Annotated in this window: 21 protein-coding genes; 13 read left to right on the top strand and 8 right to left on the bottom strand. The window is 71.9% G+C overall.

The genetic code is table 11. From position 1 onward, the window contains the following. The first annotated feature begins 22 nt into the window (after positions 1-22). The gene (gene ctaD / locus FL583_RS05605; protein ID WP_142703376.1) at positions 23-1,738 is read left to right on the top strand and encodes an aa3-type cytochrome oxidase subunit I; all 1,716 of its coding nucleotides are present in this window, start codon (positions 23-25) and stop codon (positions 1,736-1,738) included. Here the strand turns inward: ctaD and FL583_RS05600 are convergent. Next, complete coding sequence (locus FL583_RS05600; protein WP_142703375.1) at positions 1,735-3,375, bottom strand: AMP-binding protein; 1,641 nt, start codon at positions 3,373-3,375, stop codon at positions 1,735-1,737. The genes ctaD and FL583_RS05600 overlap by 4 nt on opposite strands. Before the next feature lie 291 nt (positions 3,376-3,666). Continuing rightward, the gene (locus tag FL583_RS05595; protein WP_142703374.1) at positions 3,667-4,920 is read right to left on the bottom strand and encodes a lamin tail domain-containing protein; all 1,254 of its coding nucleotides are present in this window, start codon (positions 4,918-4,920) and stop codon (positions 3,667-3,669) included. A 285-nt stretch (positions 4,921-5,205) separates the two neighbouring features. On the opposite strand from FL583_RS05595, the gene FL583_RS05590 reads away from it, so the two are divergent. Continuing rightward, positions 5,206-5,886, top strand: a complete 681-nt coding sequence (locus FL583_RS05590; RefSeq protein ID WP_142703373.1) for a TetR/AcrR family transcriptional regulator — start codon at positions 5,206-5,208, stop codon at positions 5,884-5,886. A 129-nt stretch (positions 5,887-6,015) separates the two neighbouring features. Then, a complete protein-coding gene (locus FL583_RS05585) occupies positions 6,016-6,906 on the top strand; it encodes a DMT family transporter (protein ID WP_142703372.1) in 891 nt (296 codons plus the stop codon). Between the two features lie 26 nt (positions 6,907-6,932). Here FL583_RS05585 and FL583_RS05580 read toward each other — a convergent pair whose 3' ends face one another. After that, on the bottom strand, positions 6,933-7,376 hold the full coding sequence (locus FL583_RS05580) for a MarR family winged helix-turn-helix transcriptional regulator (RefSeq protein WP_240746586.1): 444 nt from the start codon (positions 7,374-7,376) through the stop codon (positions 6,933-6,935). Between the two features lie 76 nt (positions 7,377-7,452). On the opposite strand from FL583_RS05580, the gene FL583_RS39960 reads away from it, so the two are divergent. Beyond that, a complete protein-coding gene (locus FL583_RS39960; protein WP_170323495.1) occupies positions 7,453-7,623 on the top strand; it encodes a hypothetical protein in 171 nt (56 codons plus the stop codon). Here FL583_RS39960 and FL583_RS05575 read toward each other — a convergent pair whose 3' ends face one another. Then, positions 7,624-8,994, bottom strand: coding sequence for an MFS transporter (locus tag FL583_RS05575; protein WP_142703370.1), 1,371 nt, complete (start codon positions 8,992-8,994; stop codon positions 7,624-7,626). It abuts the gene before it with no gap. An 80-nt stretch (positions 8,995-9,074) separates the two neighbouring features. On the opposite strand from FL583_RS05575, the gene FL583_RS05570 reads away from it, so the two are divergent. From FL583_RS05570 to FL583_RS05540, 7 genes are read left to right on the top strand one after another with little or no spacing between them, the layout of a single operon-like run. Then, a complete protein-coding gene (locus FL583_RS05570; protein WP_142703369.1) occupies positions 9,075-9,608 on the top strand; it encodes a winged helix-turn-helix transcriptional regulator in 534 nt (177 codons plus the stop codon). A gap of 17 nt (positions 9,609-9,625) precedes the next feature. Next, positions 9,626-10,426: an HpcH/HpaI aldolase/citrate lyase family protein gene (locus FL583_RS05565; protein ID WP_142703368.1), complete on the top strand. Its 801-nt coding sequence runs from the start codon at positions 9,626-9,628 to the stop codon at positions 10,424-10,426. A gap of 59 nt (positions 10,427-10,485) precedes the next feature. Then, on the top strand, positions 10,486-11,487 hold the full coding sequence (locus tag FL583_RS05560) for a diguanylate cyclase domain-containing protein (RefSeq protein WP_142703367.1): 1,002 nt from the start codon (positions 10,486-10,488) through the stop codon (positions 11,485-11,487). Between the two features lie 32 nt (positions 11,488-11,519). Continuing rightward, complete coding sequence (locus tag FL583_RS05555) at positions 11,520-12,236, top strand: SDR family oxidoreductase (RefSeq protein WP_142703366.1); 717 nt, start codon at positions 11,520-11,522, stop codon at positions 12,234-12,236. 30 nt (positions 12,237-12,266) lie between these two features. Beyond that, entirely contained in the window at positions 12,267-12,914 is a 648-nt protein-coding gene (locus FL583_RS05550) for a TetR/AcrR family transcriptional regulator (protein ID WP_142703365.1), read from the top strand. Between the two features lie 4 nt (positions 12,915-12,918). After that, entirely contained in the window at positions 12,919-13,809 is an 891-nt protein-coding gene (locus FL583_RS05545; protein WP_142703364.1) for an ABC transporter ATP-binding protein, read from the top strand. Further along, the gene (locus tag FL583_RS05540; protein ID WP_142703634.1) at positions 13,809-15,380 is read left to right on the top strand and encodes an ABC transporter permease; all 1,572 of its coding nucleotides are present in this window, start codon (positions 13,809-13,811) and stop codon (positions 15,378-15,380) included. Before FL583_RS05545 ends, FL583_RS05540 begins: the two co-directional genes overlap by 1 nt. A 37-nt stretch (positions 15,381-15,417) precedes the next feature. On the opposite strand, the gene FL583_RS05535 is transcribed toward FL583_RS05540, so the two are convergent. The 3 genes from FL583_RS05535 to FL583_RS05525 all read right to left on the bottom strand — a co-directional run bounded on the left by FL583_RS05535 (position 15,418) and on the right by FL583_RS05525 (position 18,511). Continuing rightward, positions 15,418-17,163 (bottom strand): ABC transporter substrate-binding protein, encoded by a 1,746-nt coding sequence (locus FL583_RS05535; RefSeq protein ID WP_142703363.1) that lies wholly within the window; start codon positions 17,161-17,163, stop codon positions 15,418-15,420. Between the two features lie 140 nt (positions 17,164-17,303). Continuing rightward, complete coding sequence (locus FL583_RS05530) at positions 17,304-17,621, bottom strand: hypothetical protein (protein WP_142703362.1); 318 nt, start codon at positions 17,619-17,621, stop codon at positions 17,304-17,306. 110 nt (positions 17,622-17,731) lie between these two features. Then, a complete protein-coding gene (locus FL583_RS05525) occupies positions 17,732-18,511 on the bottom strand; it encodes a neutral zinc metallopeptidase (protein WP_142703361.1) in 780 nt (259 codons plus the stop codon). Positions 18,512-18,633: 122 nt separating this feature from the next. On the opposite strand from FL583_RS05525, the gene FL583_RS05520 reads away from it, so the two are divergent. Further along, positions 18,634-18,906, top strand: a complete 273-nt coding sequence (locus FL583_RS05520) for a hypothetical protein (protein WP_142703360.1) — start codon at positions 18,634-18,636, stop codon at positions 18,904-18,906. 57 nt (positions 18,907-18,963) lie between these two features. Then, positions 18,964-19,338, top strand: coding sequence for a hypothetical protein (locus FL583_RS05515; RefSeq protein WP_142703359.1), 375 nt, complete (start codon positions 18,964-18,966; stop codon positions 19,336-19,338). A 30-nt stretch (positions 19,339-19,368) separates the two neighbouring features. Here FL583_RS05515 and FL583_RS42350 read toward each other — a convergent pair whose 3' ends face one another. Then, on the bottom strand, positions 19,369-23,253 hold the full coding sequence (locus FL583_RS42350) for a BTAD domain-containing putative transcriptional regulator (RefSeq protein ID WP_205751867.1): 3,885 nt from the start codon (positions 23,251-23,253) through the stop codon (positions 19,369-19,371). Between the last annotated feature and the right edge of the window lie 40 nt (positions 23,254-23,293).

Here is a 23,293-nt window from a genome sequence, read left to right as displayed (position 1 = left end):
GGCCAACCCAGGAGTGTCGAAGATGACCACCGAAGCGGAGCGCCCTACAGAACTGCGGCCGGGGCCGATCGTGTCCCGGCCCTGGCCGGTGCGCGAGTCGATCAAGGGCAGCCGGCTGGCCTGGCTCATCCGCCAGACCGACGCCAAGACGATCGGCCTGATGTACCTGGTCACGTCGTTCTTCTTCTTCGCCGCGGCCGGCATCATGGCGCTGCTCATGCGGGCCGAGCTGGCCCGCCCCGGTCTGCAGTTCCTGAGCAACGAGCAGTACAACCAGCTCTTCACCATGCACGGCTCGATCATGCTGCTGCTGTTCGGGACCCCGCTCGGCTTCGCGTTCGCGAACTTCCTGGTGCCGCTCCAGATCGGCGCGCCCGACGTGTCGTTCCCCCGGCTGAACGCGTTCGCCTACTGGGCGTTCGCGCTGGGCGGCCTGATGGTCCTCAGCGGGTTCCTCACGCCGGGCGGCGCGGCCGACTTCGGCTGGTTCGCCTACGCACCCCTGAACTCGGAGATCAACTCCCCTGGCGCCGGCACCGACCTGTGGATCGTCGGCTTTGTCCTCTCCGGACTCGGTACGATCCTCGGCGCGGTCAACATCGTGACGACGATCCTCACGATGCGCGCGCCCGGCATGACGATGTTCCGGATGCCGATCTTCACCTGGAACATGCTGGTCACGAGCCTGCTCGTGCTGATGGTGTTCCCGATCCTGGCCGCCGCGTTCCTCGCGCTGCTGGCCGACCGACATCTCGGCGCCCACGTCTACGACGCGTCCACCGGCGGCCCGATCCTCTGGCAGCATTTGTTCTGGTTCTTCGGCCATCCCGAGGTCTACATCCTCGCGTTACCGTTCTTCGGCATCATCACCGAGATCATTCCGACGTTCAGCCGCAAACCGCTGTTCGGCTACAAGGGCATGGTCGGCGCGACCCTGGGGATCGCGGCGCTGTCGATGACCGTGTGGGCGCACCACATGTTCGTCACCGGTGCGGTGCTGCTGCCGTTCTTCAGTTTCCTGTCGTACCTGATCGCGGTGCCGACCGGGATCAAGTTCTTCAACTGGATCGGCACGATGTGGCGCGGCCAGCTCACGTTCGAGACGCCGATGCTGTGGTCGGTCGGCTTCCTGGTGACGTTCCTGTTCGGCGGTCTCACCGGTGTTCTGCTCGCGAGCCCGCCGGTGGACTTCCACGTCTCCGACACGTACTTCGTCGTCGCGCACTTCCACTACGTGCTGTTCGGCACGATCGTGTTCGCCGCGTTCGGCGGCATCTACTACTGGTTCCCGAAGATGACCGGCCGGATGCTCGACGAGCGCCTCGGCAAGCTGCACTTCTGGCTGACGTTCATCGGCTTCCACACGACGTTCCTGGTGCAGCACTGGCTGGGCAACGAGGGCATGCCCCGGCGGTACGCCGACTACCTGGCCTCCGACGGGTGGACGACGCTGAACACGATCTCCACGATCGGCGCGTTCATCCTCGGCCTCTCGACGCTGCCGATGCTCTGGAACCTGTGGAAGTCGTACAAGCTCGGCGAGGTCGTGACCGTGGACGACCCCTGGGGGTTCGGTGGCTCGCTGGAGTGGGCGACGTCCTGCCCGCCGCCCCGGCACAACTTCGTCAAGCTGCCCCGGATCCGCTCCGAGCGCCCGGCCTTCGACGCCGCCTACCCCCACCTCGCCCCCTGGGGCCACGAAGTGGACCAGCAACAACAACCGACGATCAGCTCCTAGGCGTTGCGGGTGGCCGCCTCGGACTGCAGGCCCAGTTCCTCGACGGCGGTCTCCCGCATCTCCACCTTGCGGATCTTCCCGGTCACGGTCATCGGGAAGCCCTCGACGATCTTCACGTACCGCGGGATCTTGTAGTGGGCCAGCTTGCCCGTGCAGAACGCGCGTAGCGTCTCGGCGGTGAGCGGCGACGCTCCCTCACGCAGGCGCACCCAGGCCATCAGCTCCTCGCCGTACTTGGCGTCCGGCACGCCGATCACCTGGGCGTCGACGATGTCGGGGTGGGTGTAGAGGAACTCCTCGACCTCGCGCGGGTACACGTTCTCGCCACCCCGGATCACCATGTCCTTGATCCGCCCGACGATGTTGAGGTAGCCCTCCTCGTCCATCGTCGCCAGGTCACCCGTGTGCATCCACCGGGCCTCGTCGAGCACCTCGGCGGTCTTCTCCGGCTCGTTCCAGTACCCGCGCATCACCGAGTACCCCCGGGTGCAGAACTCGCCGGTCTCCCCGCGCGGGACGACCCGCCCGGTCGACGGGTCGACGATCTTCACCTCGAGATGCGGGTGCACCCGCCCGACCGTCGACGTCCGGCGGTCCAGCGAGTCGTCGGCGCCGGTCTGCGTCGAGACCGGTGACGTCTCGGTCATGCCGTAGCAGATCGTGACCTCGGCCATCCCCATCTCGGCGACGACCCGCTTCATCACCTCGACCGGGCACGGCGACCCGGCCATGATGCCGGTCCGCAGCGACGACAGGTCGTAGTCGGCGAAGTTCGGCAGCGCGAGCTCGGCGATGAACATCGTCGGCACCCCGTACAGCGACGTGCACCGCTCGGCCTCGACCGCGGCCAGCGTCAGGGCCGGATCGAACCCGGGCGCCGGGATCACCATCGTCGCGCCGTGCGACGTCGCCCCGAGGTTGCCCATGCCCATGCCGAAGCAGTGGTAGTACGGCACCGGGATGCAGACCCGGTCCTCCTCGGTGTAGCCGCAGCCCTCGCCGACGAAGAACCCGTTGTTGAGCAGGTTGTGGTGGGTGAGCGTCGCGCCCTTCGGGAAGCCGGTCGTCCCCGACGTGTACTGGATGTTGATCGGGTCGTCCGGGTCGAGGTCGTCGGGGAACCGCGACCGGTCGGCGGTCCGGCCGGCCGCCATCAGCGCGTCCCACTCCGGGTCGCCCAGGAAGATCGTCCTGGTCAGCGACGGGCACGAGTCCTCGACCTCGGCGACCATCGCCCGGTAGTCGCTGGTCTTGAACGCCGGGGCGGCGATCAGCACCGAGATGCCGGCCTGTTTCAGCACGTACGCGAGCTCGTGCGTCCGGTAGGCCGGGTTGATGTTGACCATGATCGCGCCGATCTTGGCCGTGCCGTACTGCACGAACACCCACTCGGCGCAGTTCGGCGCCCAGATCCCGACGCGGTCCCCACGCGAGACGCCCAGCGCGTCCAGGCCGAGCGCGCAGGCGTCCACCGACTCGACCAGCTCGCGATAGGTGAAACGACGGCCGGTGGCGCACTCGACGAGCGCCTCGCGGTCGCCGACACGCGCGGCCGTGCGGTCGAGGTTCGCGCCGATCGTGTCGCCGAGCAGCGGCACCGTCGACGGGCCGTTGGCGTAGGACGGTAAAACCGGCATCGTTGCCTCCCGCGGTGACCGCCGTCACAGATCTCGGTAGCGACTCTGTCACTGCCGGCGCGCCCGCGCCACCAGATCCGGACTTCTGGGCACGCCCGTGATGGTTCCGGCAATAATAGGTGCTAGCAGAATGGGAATTGCATTCCCATCAATTAATTGCGGTCGTTCAACGACCGAAAAGAATGGTCGGGAAATGCTGCCCCCGAACGGGGGTCAACCACCTTTCGGCACCGGGTGAAATAAACCGTGGCGCGGTAGTGGGGGACACCGCGCCACGGCCGTCGAATACAGTCAGCGACCGAAGAAGACCGTGCGGCCGGGCCGGACCTGGTCGGCCTTGTACGTGACCTGGTCCACGATCGTGCCCTTGGCCGCCATCAGCGTGATCGTGTCGCCGGAGTTGCCCAGTTGCAGCGCACCGCTGAGCGTCACCCGGATCGCGTCGCCGGCGCCGAGCGAACCGGCCAGCTCGTACCGGCCGCCGGCCGCGTCGACCAGCCCCCAGCCGTCGAGCCCCATCGCCGCCGACGAGACGTTCAGCAGCGTCACGGTCTCGTTGCCCCGGTCGGCGCCGAGCGGATCGGGCAGCGCGGCGATGATCACCACGTCGCCGGGCACGCTCTGCTGCGGTCCGGTCGGGACGCCCGGCGGCGCCGGGTCGGGGCTGATCACGAAGTCTTCCGGCCAGACCGTCAGCTGGATCTGCGTCCCCGACGCCTTGATGACGTCGTGCATGTTGCTGCGCTCGGCCGTCGCGAGCAGCAGCAGCTCGTCGTCGCGGTTGACCGGGTCGGCGCGCAGCCAGGCGTCCAGGCCGTCGAAGTCGGTGAAGCCCGCCGCGAAGTACGGCACCAGACGCCGGAACACCTTCGGCCAGATCGCCAGCGTCTCGAGGGTGGCCAGGTCAGGGATGGTGGCCGAGCCGTCCGGGTCGGCGGTGGACTCGGCCCAGATCGGCTTGTTCGCCGCCCGCGCGGCCCGCGACGTCTCGGCCAGGTGCAGCCGCAGCGACGCCGGCAGCGAGGCGTAGAAGGCCGGGTAGACCAGCCCGTCCGCGAGCAGCCGGGCGTTCGCCGACTGGTCGACCTGGGTGTCGTCGAGGAAGATCGCCGCGCCGTCGACCGAGCCGGTGTCACCGGGGAAGACGAACCCGATCAGGCGGCCGTTGGCGTCGATGCCGTTGGAGAGCACGTGCCCGCGGATCGAGTCCTGGTCGGCCGACTGCACCTTGTTCGGCTGGTCGGCGAAGAACGTGACGCCGGTGAAGCCCAGCAGCGCGAGCAGCGCGTCCCGGGCCGACTCGGCGAGGCCCAGCTCCTGGTGCGTGGACGCGAAGTGCGTCTCCAGCGCGTCGATGGCCTCGAGCCGGACCGAGATGCCGCGCGCGTTCAGGTCGGGGCCCTGGCCCGACGTGCGGGGCAGCGTCTCCACCAGAGCGGGCGTGTCGGGGAGGAACTTCACCGTGTCGCCGTCGGGTTCCGGACCCTGGCGGGGCAGGTCCGAATAGCGAATGACAAATGAACCCTTGAGCAGCGTGTAGCTCATCGGGCGACTCCGTTCACGTCGAGTTTCCGTCAGCGACTAGTGCTTTTTACGAAAGAACCGATCGGGTAAGGTGACGACTGGTCGTTCGGCGACCGCTCGCCCCTATGCTGCGCCTCGCGCTGCCCCCGACAAAGGGAATCGACGACAATTCAGTGCTGACACGGAGAGCCCCCGCCCGGAAATCAGTGGTCGATCTCGGGCACTCCCCTCTACTGTCAGCCGTTGTCCCTGGTAACGGCGGTCATCATCGTGGCCGCCCCGACGAATTGAAGGTACGATCTCCACATGGAGACAGCACCTCCGGTTTCCCCCGCCCCCTACGCTCTGCAGCCGATCGCTCTCGTCCCCGCGACGTCCGCGCGTCAGACGCGACGTGAGGCGGACCGCGACCGGTCCCGCATCCTGGAGACGGCCCGCGAGGTCTTCGCGGTCTACGGGCTCGACGTGACGCTGGCCGACATCGCGAGCTTCGCCGGCCTCAGCGTCCAGACCGTGCAGCGGGCGTTCCCGAGCCGGGACGGGCTGATCGAGTCGCTGTTCGACGAGGCCCTCACCGAACTGGCCGACGCGGCCGACACCGCCACCGAGCACCCCGACCCGCTCCTCGGCTTCCTCGACTTCCTGAGCGAGTCGGGCCGCGTGCAGTCGCGCAACTCCGGGCTGCGGATGCTGCTCCAGGGCGAGTCCACCAGCGAGCGCGCCGCCGCCACCGCCGAGGCCCGGCTGCTCCCGGCGCTCAACCGGCTGGTCGAGCGGGCCCGGGCGTCCGAGGTCGTACCGAGCCAGATGAGCCCGGCCGACCTGCCCGCGCTGCAGTTCGTCATGAGCAACCTGAACGAGTACGCCGAGAACGTCGAGCCCGAGCTCTGGCAGCGCTACCTGGCGATCCTGCTCGACGGGCTGCAGTCCGAGCCGCTCGACTGTGATCTCGCTCTCCCCGGCAGTGGTCCCCGCGCGCTCAACTGAGCGTGCGGACGCCTACGACTGTCGCAGTATGGCCACATACGACTGTCGGACCACGCGGATGTGTGGCTCACCCACGTAACGTCTGAGCTGTCACCGGACGACCCGGTAACAGAGACGACGGGGAGCAGCGTGAGCACGGTACTGATCGGCATCGCGCTCGCGCTGCTGTCGTCCGTGGCGTACGCCGCCGCGGCGGTGCTGCAGGAACGGCTGGCCACGCTCCCGGTGCGGCGGCTCGGGGGCAACGTCCTGTGGTGGGCCGCGACCGCGCTCAACGGCGTCGCTGCCGTGCTGCACCTGGCCGCGCTGCGCGCCGGCCCGCTCTCACTGATCCAGGCCCTCGGCATCCTGACGCTGCCGATGGCCGTGCCGCTCGCCGCGGCCACCGCGCGACGCCGGGTGTCGGCGACCGAGTGGAACGGCATCGCGTTCACGCTGGCCGGCCTGCTCGGCTTAGTGTTCCTGATCGGCTCGGCCGGCACCGGCGTCCCGCTCACGCTGTCCCAGTTGATCTTCGTCCTCGTCGCGGTCGCGGCCGTCCTCGTCGCGCTGGAGGGCGTCAGCCGGGTGCTGCACGGGTCGGTCCTCTGGACCGCGGCCGCGGCCGGGATCGCGTTCGGGATCTCCTCCGCGGTCAGTCAGACGGTCACCGTCCGGCTGACCGACGACGGTCTCGCGGCGATCTGGACGCCGCTGGTGCTGATCGCCGGGCTGGCGGTCGTGGTGCTGACGATCGCCGGGCTGCTGCTGACCCAGTACTCGTACCGGAACGGGCTCGGTGCGCCGCTCGCGGTGAGCACGATCGCCAACCCGGTCGTGGCCGCGGTGGTCGGGATCGTGCTGCTCGGCGACCGGGTCACCGGCGGGTATTCGGGCGCGGCCCTCGCGCTGGCCTGTGCGGTCGGGGCCGCGGTCGGCGTCGCGCTGCTGGCCAGCGCCAGCCGCGGCGGCCGCACCCGCCCGGTGCCCGCGGAGGAGTCGGTGGCGGATCAGGTGGCGGCCGAGCCCGACCGCGTCTGACCCCCGACCCGCACGATCGAGCGGTTCTAATCCACCGCCGGGCGGGCGGCCGCGATCACCCGGGTGAGCGACGCGTGCAGTTGCTCCAATTCGGAGATTTCCAGGCCCAGCCGCGAGACGACCGCGGGCGGAATCTTCAGCGCCTCGTCGCGCAGGGCGAGCCCGGCCTCGGTGAGCGTGACCGCGAGCATCCGCTCGTCCCGGATGTCGCGTTCGCGGCGCACGAAGCCGGCCGCCTCCAGCCGCTTGAGCAGCGGCGACAGGGTTCCGGGATCGAGCTGGAGCACGTCCGAGAGTTCGCGGCCGGAGCGCGGCGACTGCTGCCAGAGCGCGAGCAGCACCAGGTACTGGGGGTGCGTGAGGCCCAGCGGCTCGAGCAGCGGCCGGTAGACCGCGATCACGCTGCGGGACGCGACGGCCAGCGCGAAGCACACCTGACGCTCGAGCGCGAGGGGGTCCTCCGTTTCCATGACCGGCATTCTGTCACCTCGGTCGTCTTTGCCACACCAACCCTTGGTGGGCCAACCATTGGCCTACACTCTACTCATGGCGAACGAACGCACGGCCCCGCGCAGCCGCTTCGGCGAGTGGCTCTTCCAGATCTTCGGTCCTCCGACCGTCTCGGGCGCGATCCAGGGCCACAGCCCCGAAGCCCGAGCGGCCTGGAAGCGCCGGGTGGAGCAGGAACGAGCCGCCCGCCGAGCGAAGAACGCCTAGCTAGGCCACGGCCAACACCCGCGAGCGGGCGGCCAGCGGCGCCAGCGCCACGGCCGCCACCAGGCAGAGCACGATGCCGACGGTCAGCGCCTCACCCGGGCTGGCCGGCGCCAGCGACGCGGTCACCGCCACCCCGAGCGACGACCCGACGTACCGGGCCGTGTTGTTCGCCCCCGACCCCATCGCGCTGCGCTCCGGGGGCACCGTCCCCACGGCCAGCCGGGGCAGCGTCGCGTTGATCAGGCCGCCGCCGAGCCCGGCCACGACGAACCCGGGGAACAGCAGGCCCCAGGAGTCCCCGACGAACGCCAGCGACAGCGCGCCGCCCACCGCCGAGAGCACGAACCCGATCCCGATCTCCCAGCCGCCGTGGACGCTGGCCCGCATCCGCCGGGCGGCCAGCCCGACGACGAACATCGTGCCGGCCCAGGCGAACGCCAGCAGCGCGGTCTCCGCGGCCGACCAACCGCTCCCCCGCTGCAGCGCGGTCGGCAGGAACGTCATCGGGCCGATCACCGCGAGCCCGGCCGCCAGCGCGCCCAACGTCGCCAGCAGGAACGGCGCCCGGCGGAAGAGCGTCACGTCGATCATCGGCTCGGCCGCGCGGGCCTCCCGCAGCGCGAACCCGACGAACAGCACCACCGCGACGACGATCGGCAGCACGGTCGGCAGCCGCAGCCACCCGGTCCGGCCGTTCGTGGCCCCGACCAGCAACGACACGAGCCCGGCGCCGAGCAGCACGACTCCGGCGAAGTCCACCTGCCGGGCGCGCGCGGCCCGCGACTCCTCCAGCAGCCGCCATCCGGCCACCGCCAGCCCTACCCCGACCGCCCCGGCGACCCAGTAGAACGACCGCCACCCGGCCGTGTGCTCGGCCGCGATCTGCAGCAACGGGCCGGTCGCGATGCCCAGCCCGATCATCGAGCCCCAGGTCGCGGCGGCCCGGATCCGGTGCGGCCCGGCCGGGAACGCGTTCGCCACCAGCCCGAGGCCGGCGGCCAGGATCGCCGCCCCGGCGATGCCCTGGACGACCCGGGCCCCGACGAACACCCAGGCCGACGGGGCCAGCGCGCCGATGACCATCGCGACCGCGAGCCCGGCCACACCCCCGACGAACACCCGGCGGCGGCCGAAGTCGTCGGCCAGGCTGCCCGCGGTGAGCAGCAGCACGGCCAGCCCGAACGTGATGCCGTTGAGGATCCAGACCTGCGCGGTGGCCGTCGCGTGCAGGTCGGCGGCGAGCGTCGGCACCACGACGGCCGGCGCGGTGTAGTCGGCCAGCGTGAGCAGCGTCGCCGCGCACACCACGGCCAGGATCAGCTGCTCCCGGCGGCCGACGGCCGGCGCGGACGCCTCCAGAGTTGTCGTCATGCCCGGCACGGTACCGCACTCGGTTCAATGATTGAACCGTAGTGAGCAGCACAGTTCAGTGAACGAACCAACCCGCTAGGATGAACGACGTGGCACTCGGAAAGGACTACGCGGGCCAGAACTGCGCGTTCGCCCGCACGCTGGAGATCCTCGGCGAACGCTGGACGCTGCTCGTCGTGCGCGACGCGTTCTACGGCGTCCGCCGGTTCGGCGACTTCCTCGTCCATCTCGACGTCCCCCGGGCCGTGCTCTCCGACCGCCTGGAGACGCTCGTCGCCGCCGGCATCCTGGAGAAGCGCCGGTACCAGGACTCGCCACCCCGCGACGAGTACGTGCTCACCGACGCGGGCGCCGAGCTCTGGCCGCCGCTGTTCCAGCTCACCGCCTGGGGCACCCGCCACCTCGACGTCGGGCCGTCGAACCGGCTGTACCGGCACGTCGGGTGCGGCGGGACGATCTCCGGGCCGACCGTCTGCGAGGCCTGCGAGCGGGTGATCCCCCCGGGCGAGACCCAGATGGAGCCGGGCCCGGGGCTGGAGTACCTCCGCGACGACCGGGTGAGCGTCGCGCTGCGCGAGCCGCACCGGATACTGGAGCCGCTGAGCCCGTCCTGAGCGTGGAGGCACACCGCATGTGGGTTCCACCCGGCCCCGCCTGGCTGTTCTGCCCGGCCGACCGCCCGGACCGTTACGCGAAAGCCGCCGCGGCCGCCGACGTCGTGATCCTCGACCTGGAGGACGCGGTCGCCCCGGCCGACAAGGACGCGGCCCGGCGCGCGCTCCGGGACACGACGCTCGACCCGGAGCGCACGGTGGTCCGGATCAACTCGGGCGATCCGGCCGACGACCTCCGCGCCCTGCACGCCACCCCGTACCGGCGGGTCATGCTGCCCAAGGCGGAGACCACCGCCGAGGTGCTGGCCCTGCGTCCGTACGACGTGATCGTGCTGCTGGAGTCGGCCCGCGGGGTGCTCGCGGCGGACGACCTGGCCGCGGCCGAGAACACGGTCGGCGTGATGTGGGGCCCGGAAGACCTGGTCGCGTCGCTCGGCGGCAACGCGTCCCGGCGCCCGGACGGCACGTTCCGGGACGTCGCCCGGCACGCCCGGGTCACGTCGCTGCTGGTCGCGAAGGCCCACGGCCGGTTCGCGCTCGACACGGTCCACCTCGACATCGCCGACGTCGACGGCCTCCGGGCCGAGGCCGAGGACGCGGTCGCGAGCGGCTTCGACGGAACGGTCGCGATCCACCCGTCGCAGGTGGCGGTGATCCGGGCCGCGTACACGCCGCCGGCCGAGGAGGTCGACTGGGCCCGCCGCGTCCTGGACGCCGCCCGGGGCGAGCGGGGCGTGTTCCGCTTCGAAGGCCGGATGGTCGACTCGCCGGTCCTCCGACACGCCGAAGCCCTGCTCCGCCGAGCAGGAAAGCCTTAGTTACCACCGTTCCCTACCGATTACCCCGTCGGACCTCTCCTTCGGCGGCGGGACGGCGGATGCGTGCACTCCAGACGGGCCGGGCCCAGCAGGCGCTCGGCCGGGAGCAGGCGGTCGCCGCCGGTGCGGCCCGGCTCGCCGCGAGCAGCGACCCCGTCGTCGTCCACCGGGCCGCGATCGAGACCACGCTCGCGCTGATCGGCGGCCCGGGCACGGTGACGCTGGCGCTCGGCCACGATCTCCGGCACCACGTCGTCGCCGGCGGACCTCCCGGCCGGGTCCTCGACTTCGAGCCGCTGCCGGCCGCGCTGACCACGGCGCTCCGGGGCGGCGAACCGGTCTACCTCGAGGGCCTCGACTGCGAGCGGCTCCGGAACATCCTGCCGCTCCCGCCGCGTCGGGGCAGCGCGCTGATCGTCCGGCTGCGGGCCGGCGGCCGGGACGTCGGGGCGCTGGTCGTCACCGCCCACCGTCCGCTCGGTCCCGACGTCCGAGCCGCGGTCACCGCCTGGAGCACGCAGGTCGCCACCGCGCTGGCCGGCCTCGCGCTCACCGAGGAACTCCTGCACCGGGCCCACCACGACCCGGTGACCGGCCTGGCCAACCGGGCGCTGATGCACCAGCGCCTGGCCGCCGTGCTGCCGACCACGCCGACCGCGCTGATCCTGGTCACGGTGGACGGCGACCACCCGGACGCCGACGTGCTGTGCGCGGTCGCCGACCGGCTCACCGCGGCGGCCCGCCCCGGTGACTCGGTGGCCCGGCTGGGCGACGACGAGTTCGGCGTCGTCCTGCCCGGCATCGACGACGCCGACGAGGCGACCGAGATCGCCACCCGCTTGATCGAAGCGCTCCGCGCCCCGATCGAGACCGACGACGACCCGCTCACGATCGGCGGCTCCATCGGCGTCGCACTCCACGCCCCCGGCTCCGGCACCCCCGAGACGTCGATCGCCGCGCTCGTCCGCGAGGCGGAGGCCGCGCTGCGCCGCGCCCGGGCCGCCACGACACCGGCGACGCCGGATCCGGCGTCCCCCCGGCGCCTCTACGCCGTTTCCTAGTCGGACGGCGCACGCGCCGCTAGCCTGCGGCAATGGCGAATCTGGACTTCACCGGGGCGACCGTGCTGGTCACCGGCGGCACCAAGGGCGTCGGCAAGGTCATCGCCGAGACGTTCACCCGTGCCGGCGCCGACGTCGTCGTGTGCGCCCGGAACGAGCCGGCCACCCCGCCGCCGGGCCACTTCGTCCGGACCGACGTCCGCGACCCGGACGCCTGCCGGGCCCTGGTGGACGCCACCGTCGACCGCTTCGGCCGCCTCGACGTGCTGATCAACAACGCCGGCGGCTCCCCCGACGCCGACGCCGCCACGGTCTCGCCCCGCTTCGTCGAGAAGATCGTCGCGCTCAACCTGCTGGCCCCGTTCTATCTCGCCCAGGCCGCCAACGCCGCGATGACCACCGGCTCCATCGTCAACATAGGAAGCGTCTCGGCCTCGGACCCGCAGCCGGGGACGGCGGCGTACGCGGCCGCGAAGGCCGGCCTGCTGACGCTGACGAAGGCCCTCGCGCTCGAGTGGGGACCGTCGGTGCGGGTCAACCACATCACCGCCGGACTCATCCGGACCGAGGCCGACCTCTACACGCAGCAGACGACGAGCCTGATCCCGGCCGGGCGCCTGGCCGACCCGGAGGACATCGCGAACGCCTGCCTGTACCTGAGCTCGGACCTGGCGAACTACGTCAACGGCGCCGACCTGGCCGTGCACGGCGGCGGTGAAATTCCGGCCCGGTTCCTCTTGAATCCCTAGGGCTATGCAAGCGTATAGTCGGCTACACGGATGTATAGCCGACTGGAGACGCTCATGCCCGACCCCGACGACCTGACCGCTCGCGCCCGCATCCGCGACGCGGCGCTGGCCCAGTTCGCCGACGTCGGGTTCCAGAAGGCCACGATCCGCAGCATCGCCGCCGAGGCCGGCGTCTCCCCCGGGCTGCTCCGCCACCACTTCGGCTCCAAAGAGGAACTGCGCGACGCCGTCGACGCGCACGTGCTGGACCAGATCCGCGAGGCGAACGCGAAGGTCGCCGAGGCGGCCGGGCAGCACACGTTCAGCCCGGCGGTGAGCCGGGAGTCCATGCAGCCGTTCCAGCGCTACTTTTCGCGGGCGCTGCTCGACGGCTCTCCCACGATCGCCGCCCTCTTCGACCAGGTCGCCAAGCTCACCGAGGCCTGGATCGAGGAGTCCGACAAGCTCCGCGACGACGAACCGATGATCGACGTCGGCACCCGGGCGGCCGCGTGGACCGCGATGGTGTTCGGCGTCTCGCTGCTGCAGAACCACGTCGGCCGGCTCCTCGGCGTCGACGACATCTACGCGGACCCCGAGCACCGGCTCGAACTCGCGATGCTCGACATCTACTCGCACGCGCTGATCACCCCCGAGCTGGCCCGGCAGGCCCGCGAATCCCTCGATCGCAAGGAGTAGTGCGATGACCGACGCCATCGCCGTGTCCGGTCTCCTCAAGAACTTCGGCACCACCCGGGCGCTCAACGGCCTCGACCTGGCCGTCCGCACCGGCGAGGTGCACGGCTTCCTCGGCCCGAACGGCGCCGGGAAGACCACGACGATCCGCATCCTGCTCGGCCTGGCCCGCGCCGACGGCGGCACCGCGACGCTGCTCGGCGGCGACCCCTGGTCGCAGGCCACCGACCTGCACCGCCGGCTGGCCTACGTCCCCGGCGACGTCACACTGTGGCCGAACCTCTCCGGCGGCGAGATCATCGACCTGCTCGGGCGGCTGCGCGGCGGCATCAACCCCAAGCGCCGCACCGAGCTGCTCGAACGCTTCCAGCTCGACCCGCGCAAGAAGGGCCGCGCCTACTCGAAGGGCAACCGGCAGAAGGTCGCGCTGGTCGCCGCGTTCGCGTCCGACGCCGAGCTGCTGTTGCTCGACGAGCCGACGTCCGGCCTCGACCCGCTGATGGAGGAGGTCTTCCGTTCGGTCGTCGAAGAGTTCGTGGCCGAGGACGGGCGGACCGTGCTGCTCTCCAGCCACATCCTGTCCGAAGTGGAGGCCCTCTGCGACCGCGTGACGATCGTCCGCGAGGGCCGGGCCGTCGAGACCGGCACGCTGACCGAGCTGCGCCACCTGACCCGTACGTCGATCCGGGCCGAGCTCGCCGGTCCGCCGACCGGCCTCGACGGCCTGACCGGCGTCCACGACCTGCAGGTCCGCGACAACCGCGTCACGTTCACGGTCGACGTCGCCCAGCTGGACGAAGCACTCGTGCACCTGACGACGATCGGCGTCCGCTCGCTGGAGTCGCGTCCGCCCACGCTGGAGGAGCTGTTCCTCTCGCACTACACCGCGGCCGCGTGATGTTCGCCGGAACGGGTGCGCTGCTGCGGCTGGCGCTGCGGCTCGACCGGGTGCGTCTGCCGATCTGGGTGCTGGTGCTGGCGGTGCTCCCGGCGAGCACCGCGGCCCAGTACATGCAGCTCTACCCGACCGACGCCGACATCAGGGACGTCAGCGGGATCCTCGCCAACCCGGCGCTGGAGGCGATCAACGGCTCGCTGTTCAGCGTGACGCTGGGCGGGCTGACCGCGTGGAAGATCGGCGCGACCGAATTCGTCCTCGTGGCGTTGATGAGCCTGTTGACCGTCGTCCGCCACACCCGGACGGAGGAGGAGACCGGCCGGCTGGAGCTGGTCGGGTCGGCCGCGACCGGGCGGTACGCGCCGCTGACGGCGGCCGTCCTGACCGCGGCCGTCGCGAACGCGGCCGCGACCCTGCTGGTGTTCGCGTTCCTGGCCGCGACCGGCCTGCCGGTCGCCGGATCGCTCGCGTTCGGTCTGGCGACCGGGTCGGCCGGGCTGGTCTTCGCCGCGGTCGCGGCGGTCGCCGCGCAACTCGTCGGGGCCGGTCGCTCCGCGACCGGGATCGCCTCGGCGGTGCTCGGCGCCGCCTACCTGCTGCGGGCGCTGGGTGACACGGGTCCGACCTGGCTGAGCTGGCTGTCCCCGATCGGTTGGGCGATGCGGACGCGTTCCTACGCGGGCGAACGGTGGTGGGTGCTGGGTCTGTCGCTCGTGGTGGCCGTGTTGTTCGGAGCGGGCGCGTACGCGCTGGTGGCGCGGCGGGATCTGGGCGCCTCGCTGCTGCCGGAGCGGGCGGCCCCGGCGGACGGCGCACTCGGCAGTGTGTTCGGGCTGGCCTGGCGGCTGCAGCGCGGTGTGCTGCTGGGCTGGGTCGTCGCGATGGTGTTCGCCGGTGGGGTGCTCGGCGGGGCCGCCAACGGGCTGTCCGAGTCGCTGGACTCGAATTCGAACATCAGCGACGTGCTGTCGCGGTTGGGCGGCCACCAGGGCGTCACCGACGCGTACCTGGCCGCGGTGTTCGGGATCGTCGGGCTGACGATCGCCGCGTACACGGTGCAGGCCGTGCTGCGGCTGCACACCGAGGAGGCCGCGCAACGGGTCGAGCCGCTGCTGGCGACGCCGGTCGGGCGGCTGCGGTGGGCGCTCGGCCACCTGGCGTTCGCCGTGCTCGGGACGCCGTTGCTGCTGCTGGTGGCCGGGGTCAGCGGCGGGCTGGTCTACGGTCTGGAGACCTCGGACGTCAGCGGGCAGGTGCCCCGGCTGACCGAGGCCGCGCTGGTGCAGACGCCGGCCGCGTGGGTGCTGGCCGGGTTCGGCGCGCTGCTGTTCGGGCTGGCGCCGCGGGCCAGCGCGCTGACCTGGGCCGGGCTGATCGCCTGCTTCGTGCTGCTGGAGCTCGGCGCCCTGCTCGGGCTGAGCCAGTGGCTGATCGACGCGTCGCCGTTCGCGCACGTCCCGAAGCTGCCGGGCGACGCGGTGCGGGCGGCGCCGCTGGTCTGGCTGACCGTGATCGCCGCCGCGCTGGCGGGGGCCGGCCTGGCCGGTTTCCGCCGCCGGGACGTGGGCTGAGATCGGGGCGGCGCGCGTCGTGCGCGCCGCCCCGGCTCTACTTCACGTACAGGTTGTTCAGGCCCGAGTTGCCGTACGGGGCACTGAGATAGATGCCGCCGATCTTCGAGCCGTACATCGTCGTCTGCTTGTCGTAGATGGCCGGGACGATCGGGACGACCCGGGTCATGATGTCCTTGTCCAGGGCTGCCCACTGCTTGTCGGCCTGGGTCTGGTCGGTCAGCGCGAGGATCTCGTCCATCTTCTGGTTGGCCGTGTCGTCGTTCATGTACGTGATGTTCTGGTTGCCGGTCGGCGTGATCGCCCGGCCGTCGAACAGCGGCGGGATCGTCGTGCTGCCGCCCGGCCAGTCCGAGCCCCAGCCCTGCAGATACAGGTCGAACGGGTTGTCCCGACGCCCGAGCACCGTGTAGTACTGGTCTTCGTCGACCGGCTGGATCGTCAGGTCGAACCCGGCGTTCTTCAGGCTGCTGCGCAGGAACGCGGCGATGGCCTGGTTCCGCTCGGTGTTGCGGTAGGCGTAGGTCAGCGGCACCCGCTTGCCGCCGAGCAGCTCCTTGGCCTTCTCGACGTTGCCGTTCTTCCCGCCGTCGTAGAGGTTGAAGTCCTCGTACCCGGACGTCGTCGGCGACAGGATCGTCGTGGCCGGCAGGCCGGAGAACGAGCCCCAGACCTTGAGCATGCCCTCGCGGTCGAGCGCGTAGTTGAGCGCCTTGCGGACGTTGATGTCCTTGACCCGCTGCAGGTTGATGTCGATCATCCAGACGAACTGCGTCGGGCCGGTGAGGATCCGCTTCTTGGCGTCCGGGTTCGCGATCACCTTCGGGTAGACGCTGGCCGGGACCTGCTCGTCCTGGAACGACAGACCCGACTGGGCCTCGCCGGCGTCGGCCAGCAGCGCCTCACTGGCCTGCTCGGCGGTGCGCGTGAACTCGAAGACGTACGAGTCCGGGAAGTTGTGCCGGATCGGGTCCGTGTTCGGGTCCCAGTTCTCGTTACGGACCAGCGTCATCTTCTGGCTGCGGTTGTAGGTCTGGATCTTGTACGGCCCGGACGAGACCGGGTGGTTCTCGTACTGCGCCTTGGTGTCCTTGGCCGCCGGCACCGGGGACGTCGTCGGCATGGTCGCGGCGAACGGGACGTCGGCGTGCGGGGTCTTGAAGTTGAAGATGATCGTCTTGTCGTCCGGCACCTCGACGCCCGGTGGGACCTTCGCGCCGCCGTCGTACGGGCCCTTGTACACCTTGTTGTACTCGGCGCTGCCGGCCAGCCACTGCTGGAACCACTTCGGACCCTCGGTGAGGTCGGGGCTGAACGAGCGGGCCACGCCGTAGGCGACGTCCTTGGACGTGATCGGCGTGCCGTCCTCGAACTTCAGCCCGTCCTTGAGCGTGAATTTCCAGGTCTTGCCGCCGTTGGACTCCTCGCCGGTGTTCGTGGCCAGGTCACCGACGACTTCCAACTTGCCGTCGCCGTTCTCGCGGAACTGGGTGAGCGTCCGCCACATCAGGTTCGTGCCGGCGGTCAGGGCCGGGATCACGTACGCCTGCTGCGGGTCGAGGTGCTCGAAGTCGCCGCTGGTGTAGACCGTGACCGTCCCGCCCTTCTTGGCCCCGGGCACGCCGGGGGCGGGTCCGTCAGAGTTCTCCGCCAGCACCGCGGTCTGGGTCGAGGCCTCCTGCTGGTCACCCTCGTCCTTGTCGCCGGTGTTCTTCGTACACCCGGCGGCGGCGAGCGCGACCGCCAGAACAGCGACCGTCGTGAATCTGATGGGTCGTCGCATGTGCGTGCGTCTCCTCTCCCGCGGCGCCCGGAGGCACCCCCGTGATCGCTACCGAACAGGATCAACCGGATACGGGGAGCGAGCGAGGTTGCGGCAGAGATGATGGCAAATCGCGACCTACCGAACAGGACGGACAGGTCCTAAGAGGCCGGAACGGCGCAGCTCCGGTGCGGGGTGGCGGTGCAGGCGCAGCCCGGGACCGAGTACCGCGTCCGGACGATCTCCTCCCCGGCCAGGCTCACCGCGGCCTCGAACACGTGGAACCCGCAGAACTCGTCGGTGGTGAGGTAGCGCGTGGAGAGTTCGGCCGGCGCCGGCGGGCGGCCGTCGGCGGTGCGGACCTCCACGTCGCTGACCCCGCTCTGGTGCATCGCGGCGAGGGCGGCCGGTAGCTGGTCGTCCTCGACGACCCAGCGCAGGCGGTCCTGCTGGTACAGCGAGTAGACGACGTCTGACATGGCTACCTTCTTCGGCTCGTGCGGCGCCTCTTCTCCGTACACGCAGAGCGACGCTCCGCTGTTCAGCGGAGCGTCGCGTCCATCTGTTCACTCTGGCCCCAGAAGGTGACTCACACCTGCTTGGGGGACTTCAGGACCACGCCCTTGTTGGAGTCGAGGTGGCAGGCGCCGTACGAGCTGTCGTAGCCGCGAGTGAAGGCGGCCAGCCGCTTCTCCATCGTCCCGTGGGCCAGCGGGCCGAACCAGGCACCGTACGCGTTGTCGGTCGGCGCGTCGCCGACCTCCATCAGCGACTTCTTCAGCGAGACGACGTCGGCGTCGGTGAGCCGGATCGAGCCGGCCCGGACCGAGTCGCCCAGGTACGCGCCCGACAGGCAATCGGCCTGCAGTTCGAGCGTGATGCTGAGCAGCATGTTCGCGCCGACCTGGCCCTGCACCGAGTGGCCGTATTCGTGGGAGAAGAGGAAGTAAAGGAATCCGTCGCCGATCTTGTCGCGGTACTGCTGGACCCATTTGGCGTCGTAGATGATCGTGTTGTCGCCGAAGCAGTAGAACGCATTGCCGGCTTCGAGTGGAGTGCCGCTGCAGCTCGCCTCGCCGGCCTTGGTGTACGTGATCACCTTGTCGGCTGGCTTGAACGTGTAGCCGCTGGACTGGAATTGTTCGGTCCAATAGGCGACAACCGAGTCGAGGATGTTCTGCACGACCGCGTCGGAGTCGCCGGCCGGGCTCGCGGACGGGTCGCCGGCGACCGCGGCCGGCTTGCTGGCCTGCGCGGACGTGGGTTTGGAGGCGGTGGAGTCGAGCGGGCCGCAACCGGTCAGGGCGACCAGCGCGGCGACGCCGACCGACGCCACCAGAACGCGGATCGACCTCGATAAAACGTGCATTGTTCCTTCCCCCGTGATGAGAGTGAGTGGGGCGCGCGGTTGCGGCCAGGGATTACTGAACCACGGGAGTGAGATCACGAATGTAATCGCGCCTACAGACCGGCCGGTGATCGGAGGTCTCCGTGAGTACGAAATATCGCATCGGGCTGGTATTGGCGGGAATTCTCGGTGTGCCGGACGTCGTCTCGTCGTTCGTCCCGGCCGATCCCCGACGAGGCCGGGCCGCCGTTCGCCATCGTCGTGCCGGCCGGGCTGTGCGGTGTGGTCACGCTTGGCGCGGTGGTCTGGGGCCGGCGCACGGTGAGACCGGCCGCGACCTGGACGATCGTCGGCAGCCGGGCGGTGTCCGGCTGCTGCCGACCGAGCGGACCGAACCGGCGGTCGCGACGTCGTGATCGGTTCGAGATCGTCGGGGCGGGAGAGAAGCCGAGGTCACGTACGTTAGACGGTCAATGGACGAGAACAGAGCACGGCGAGTCGTCGACGCCCTCCGCGACCGGGGCGTCGACGCATTTCCGGCCAAGGTCGGCGTTTACCAGTTCGGTGTGGGCGTGATGCTGTCGCAGGGACGCCAGGCGATCTGGGACTCGGACGGCACCGCCGGCATCGAGGCCCAGGTGATGCGCAACGGCGTCCTGGTGGGGTTCGTGCCGGTCATCGAGGGTTCCGAGAACTTCGACGAGGAGCAGGTCATCGAGGCGATCGTGCACACCGACTACGACCAGCCGATCGCCCGCCGGATGGCCACGTCGCCACCGCAGGCCGCACCGCTGCCCCGGCCCGGGGGCGTGTTCCGGCGCTTCTTCGACGGGTTCCGTTACCGCTGAGGCTGTTTCGACTCGATCTGTAGCGCTGTTTCACGGAGGCGGGTGGCGGTGGCGGGTGGCGGTGGCGAGTGGCGTTGGCGCGGTGGCGTTGGCGCGCGGGCGGGTGGCGTCGGCGCGGAGGCGGGTGGCGTCGGCGCGGTGGCGGGCGGCGTCGGCCGGGCGGTTCAGGGCGTCGGCGAGAAGGGCCAGGTAGTCGGCGACCGGGCCGAGCGTGAGCAGGCCGCTGCCGGCGCCGGCGAGCTCGCCGGCGGCCGGGAGGAGGTCGGTGTAGAGGCGCTCGATGGTGGGGTGGTCGTTCGCGTCGAGGGCGGCCAGGGCGTGGAGGCAGGTGCGAGCCTCGTAGAGCAGGTCGGGCGGGGACGGGGGAATCTCGCCGGCCGGGGCGCACCACGGCGCAAACGCGCCGAAGTCCGTGCCGCCCGGGACGCCGGCCCGGGGGCCCGGGCCGCTGGGCTCGGTGGGCGCGGACTCGTGGCCGACGGCCGCGAGCTCAGGGCCGGCCGGCGCGGGGCCGACGGACGCGAACTCGCTGTCGGCGGTCGCAGGCTCGGAGCCAGCGGGCTCGGGGCCGACCGACACGAGCCCGGAGCCGGCGGGCGCGGGCTCGGAACCGGCAGGCGCGGGCTCGGAGCCTGCGGGCGCGGGCGCAGGGCCGGCGAGCGCAGGGCCGGCGGACGCGAGCGCGGGGCCGGCGGGCTCGGGGCCGGTGAGCTCGGGGCCGGCGGGCTCGCGGCCGGTGAGCTCGGGGCCGGTGAGCTCGGGGCCGGTGAGCGCGGGGGTGGGGGGCGGGCCGGCCTGGAGGCGTAGGGCTAGTAGGGCGAACGGGAGCAGGCCTCGGTCTAGGCCGGTCATGTCGGTGGCGGCCAGGCGGGCCGCGGCGGCGCGGTAGGCGGCCTCGGCGTCCGAGGGCCGACCGGTCACCGCGGTCCGAAGCGCCCGGTACCAGTCCGTGAACACCGCGACGAGCGGCGAGTCGTAGCGTTCGCCGAGCCGGTCGGCGGCGGCGGCGTGCTCGTCGGCGGCCACGAAATCGGCCAGCGCGGAGCGGGCCTGCATCAGGATCAGGTGGCCGAGGATCTCGAACGTCGGCAGGTCCGCGGTCTGCGCGATCGCGACGATCTCGGTTCCGAGGGCCGCGCGTTCGGGCGCCAGGCCAGCGCGGCCGAACGACTGCATGAATCGGGCATTGAGGGCGAACGCGAGGACGCTCGGGTCGCCGAGATCGCGGGCGATCCGTTCGGCCTCCCGGGCGGCCGCGGCGGCCCGGTCGCCACCGGTGTTCCGGAGCTCGAGCGCGAGCGTCGCGAGCAGCCGGGCCCGCGTGGCCGGGCGGTCGGGCGGGAGCGCGGCCAGCGTCCGTTCGGTGACGTCGGCGATGTGCCGGGCCAGGGCCGGGTCGTCGCTGTCGGTCCAGATCGCCGGGACGTCGAACGCGCCGATGACCTCGGCGGTGAGGACGGGGTCGCCGAGGCTCTCGGCGAGCGCGATCGCGTCGGCTCGCAGGCCCCGGGCCCGCCCGAGCGAGCCACTGACCGCGAGCGCCCGCACCTCCCCCATGATCAGATCCAACCGATCCCGCTGCCCCCCGCCGCCAGCACGATCGCCATCGGCCACGCCCCCACCCCCAGCGCGACCGCCATTGACCACACCCCCGCCGCCCGCGCGACCGCCGTTGGCCGCACCCCCGCCGCCGACGCCATCGCCATTGACCACACCCCCGCCGCCAGCGCAATCGCCGTTGGCCACACCCCCGCCGCCGACGCGATCGCCGTTGGCCACACCCCCGCCCGCAGCGCGATCGCCATCGGCCACACCCCCGCCGCCCGCGCGATCGATGCCGGCGGCGCGGCCGGCGGCGACCCCGTCAAAGCCGGTGACCCCGTCCGAAGCGGCGCCCCCCTCGAACGCGGCGGCTCGGTCGAAGGCGGTGAGGGCGGCTCGCCAGAGGCGGGCGGCCTCGAGCGGGGCGGACCGGCGCTCGGCGCGCTCGGCGGCGGCCCGGGCGTACCGGGCGGCGCGGGCCGCAGTCTCCGGAGTGTCCGCGAGCAGGTAGTGCCGGGCCAGCGCGTCGACGTCGCCCGGCCGGAGCCGTTCGAGCAGCTCGGCCGCTGCCGTGTGCCACCGGGCCCGGCGCGAGCGAGACACATCGGCATCCAGGGCATCCCGCACCAGCGCGTGGGCGAACGCGAACCGGCCCGGGCCCCGCTCGACCAGGAACCCCCGGGCGGTGGCCACCTCGAGCGCGGTCAGGTCGGCGTCCTCGAGCAGGTCCGGGTCGATCTCCGGACCGAGCACCGCGGCCCGCCGCAGTACGTCACGCACCGGCGACGCCAGCCCGGCGATCCGGTACCGGACGACGTCCCGGACGCCCGGCGGCACCGCGTCCAGCTCGCCGCTCTCGACGAGCCGGGCCAGCTCCCGGACGAAGAACGGGTTACCCCCGGTGCGCCGGTGGATGGTCGCGGCGGTCGACGCGTCCACGTCGTGGCCGATCACCCCCCGGACGACGGCCGGGATCGCGTCGGCGGGGAGCCCACCGAGGTAGACGCGGGCCGGCTCGGCCCGGGCGACCCGACCCAGGACGTCGGCCAGCGCCCGCGGCGGGTCGGTGCTGCGGTAGGTCGCGACCAGCAGGATCGGCGCGGCGATCGGCTCGGCGGCCAGGGCCGCGAACAGGGCCAGGGTCTCCGGACCGGCCCAGTGCAGATCGTCGACGACGAGCAGCAGCGGCGCCCGCGTCGCCACGTCGGTGAGGTAGGCCGCCACCGCCCGGTGCCACTGAAAGCGCGAGGCGCCGGGCTCGGGCGGGCTCGGCACGACCCGGGCGAGGCTCCCGAGGATCTGCGTCCACGGCCAGGCCGCCGGGAGCCCCTCGTCGTCGGGGTTGGTGCCGGTCGCGGACGTCCAGCCGTAGCCGTCGACCCGGGCCGCGAGCTCTTCGGCCAGCGCGGTCTTTCCGGCCCCGGCCTCCCCGGCGATCAGCCCGACCCGCAGGCGTCCGCGCGCGATCGCGTCCTCGGCCGCGTCGGCCAGCTGCCGTAGCTCCCGCTCGCGTCCGACCAGCCGATCGACGTCCGAATGCGGCCGTTCGTGGCCGGGAGGCCGGACGTCGTTCGACGGCGGAGTTCCTACGGTCAGCGGACCGGCGGGGGCCGGGTCCAGGGACGGGGACTGGGCGAGGATGTCGGCCTCCAGGCGGCGGAGGTCGGGGCTGGGGTCGAGGCCGTCGGCCTCGGCGAGGGCCCGGCGGGCCCGGCGCAGCGACGCGAGCGCGTCGGCCGGCCGGCCGGTGCGGTAGAGGGCCAGCGCCAGCAGCCGGCGGCCGCTCTCGCGGGCCGGGTGCGTGTCGGTGAACGCCTCGAGGTCCGCGACCGCCTCGGCCGCCCGGCCGGCCGCGAGCAGCGCCTCCGCGCGCCGCTCGATCGCCAGCAACCGCAGCTCGTCCAGCCGGGCGACCTCGGCCCGCGCCCACGGCCGCTCCGCGAACTCCGCGTACGCCGGCCCCCGCCACAACCCGAGCACCGCGCTCAACCGCCCCGCGGCCGCGGCCGCGTCCGCGGCCCCGCCGCCCGACCACCCGGCCGCCGTGACCTCGGCCTCGAACTCCCAGGCATCCACGTCCGACGCGCGCAACGCGTACCCCGGCCCGGCGGTCACCAGCAGCCGAGCCGGTGCTCGCGGCGCCCGATCCGGCTCCAGCGACTTGCGCAGCGCGGCGACGAACGTCTGCACCGCCCCGACCGCGCCCTCCGGCGACGTTCCGTCCCACAGATCGTCGACCAGCACCGACACCGGCACGACCCGCCCTCGCGCCACCAGCAACCGCGCGATCACCGACCGGTGCGCGGGCCCTTTCAGGTCCACCGCGCCCGCCGGTCCGGACGCCGTCAGCGGGCCCAGCACGCCGAATCGCACCGCCGAAGCCTACTCAGTCGCTGCTGATCCACTGCTGATC

The organism is Cryptosporangium phraense, from assembly GCF_006912135.1.
Taxonomy (GTDB): Bacteria; Actinomycetota; Actinomycetes; order Mycobacteriales; family Cryptosporangiaceae; genus Cryptosporangium; species Cryptosporangium phraense.
This window is presented reverse-complemented; position numbering and strand designations above follow the sequence as displayed.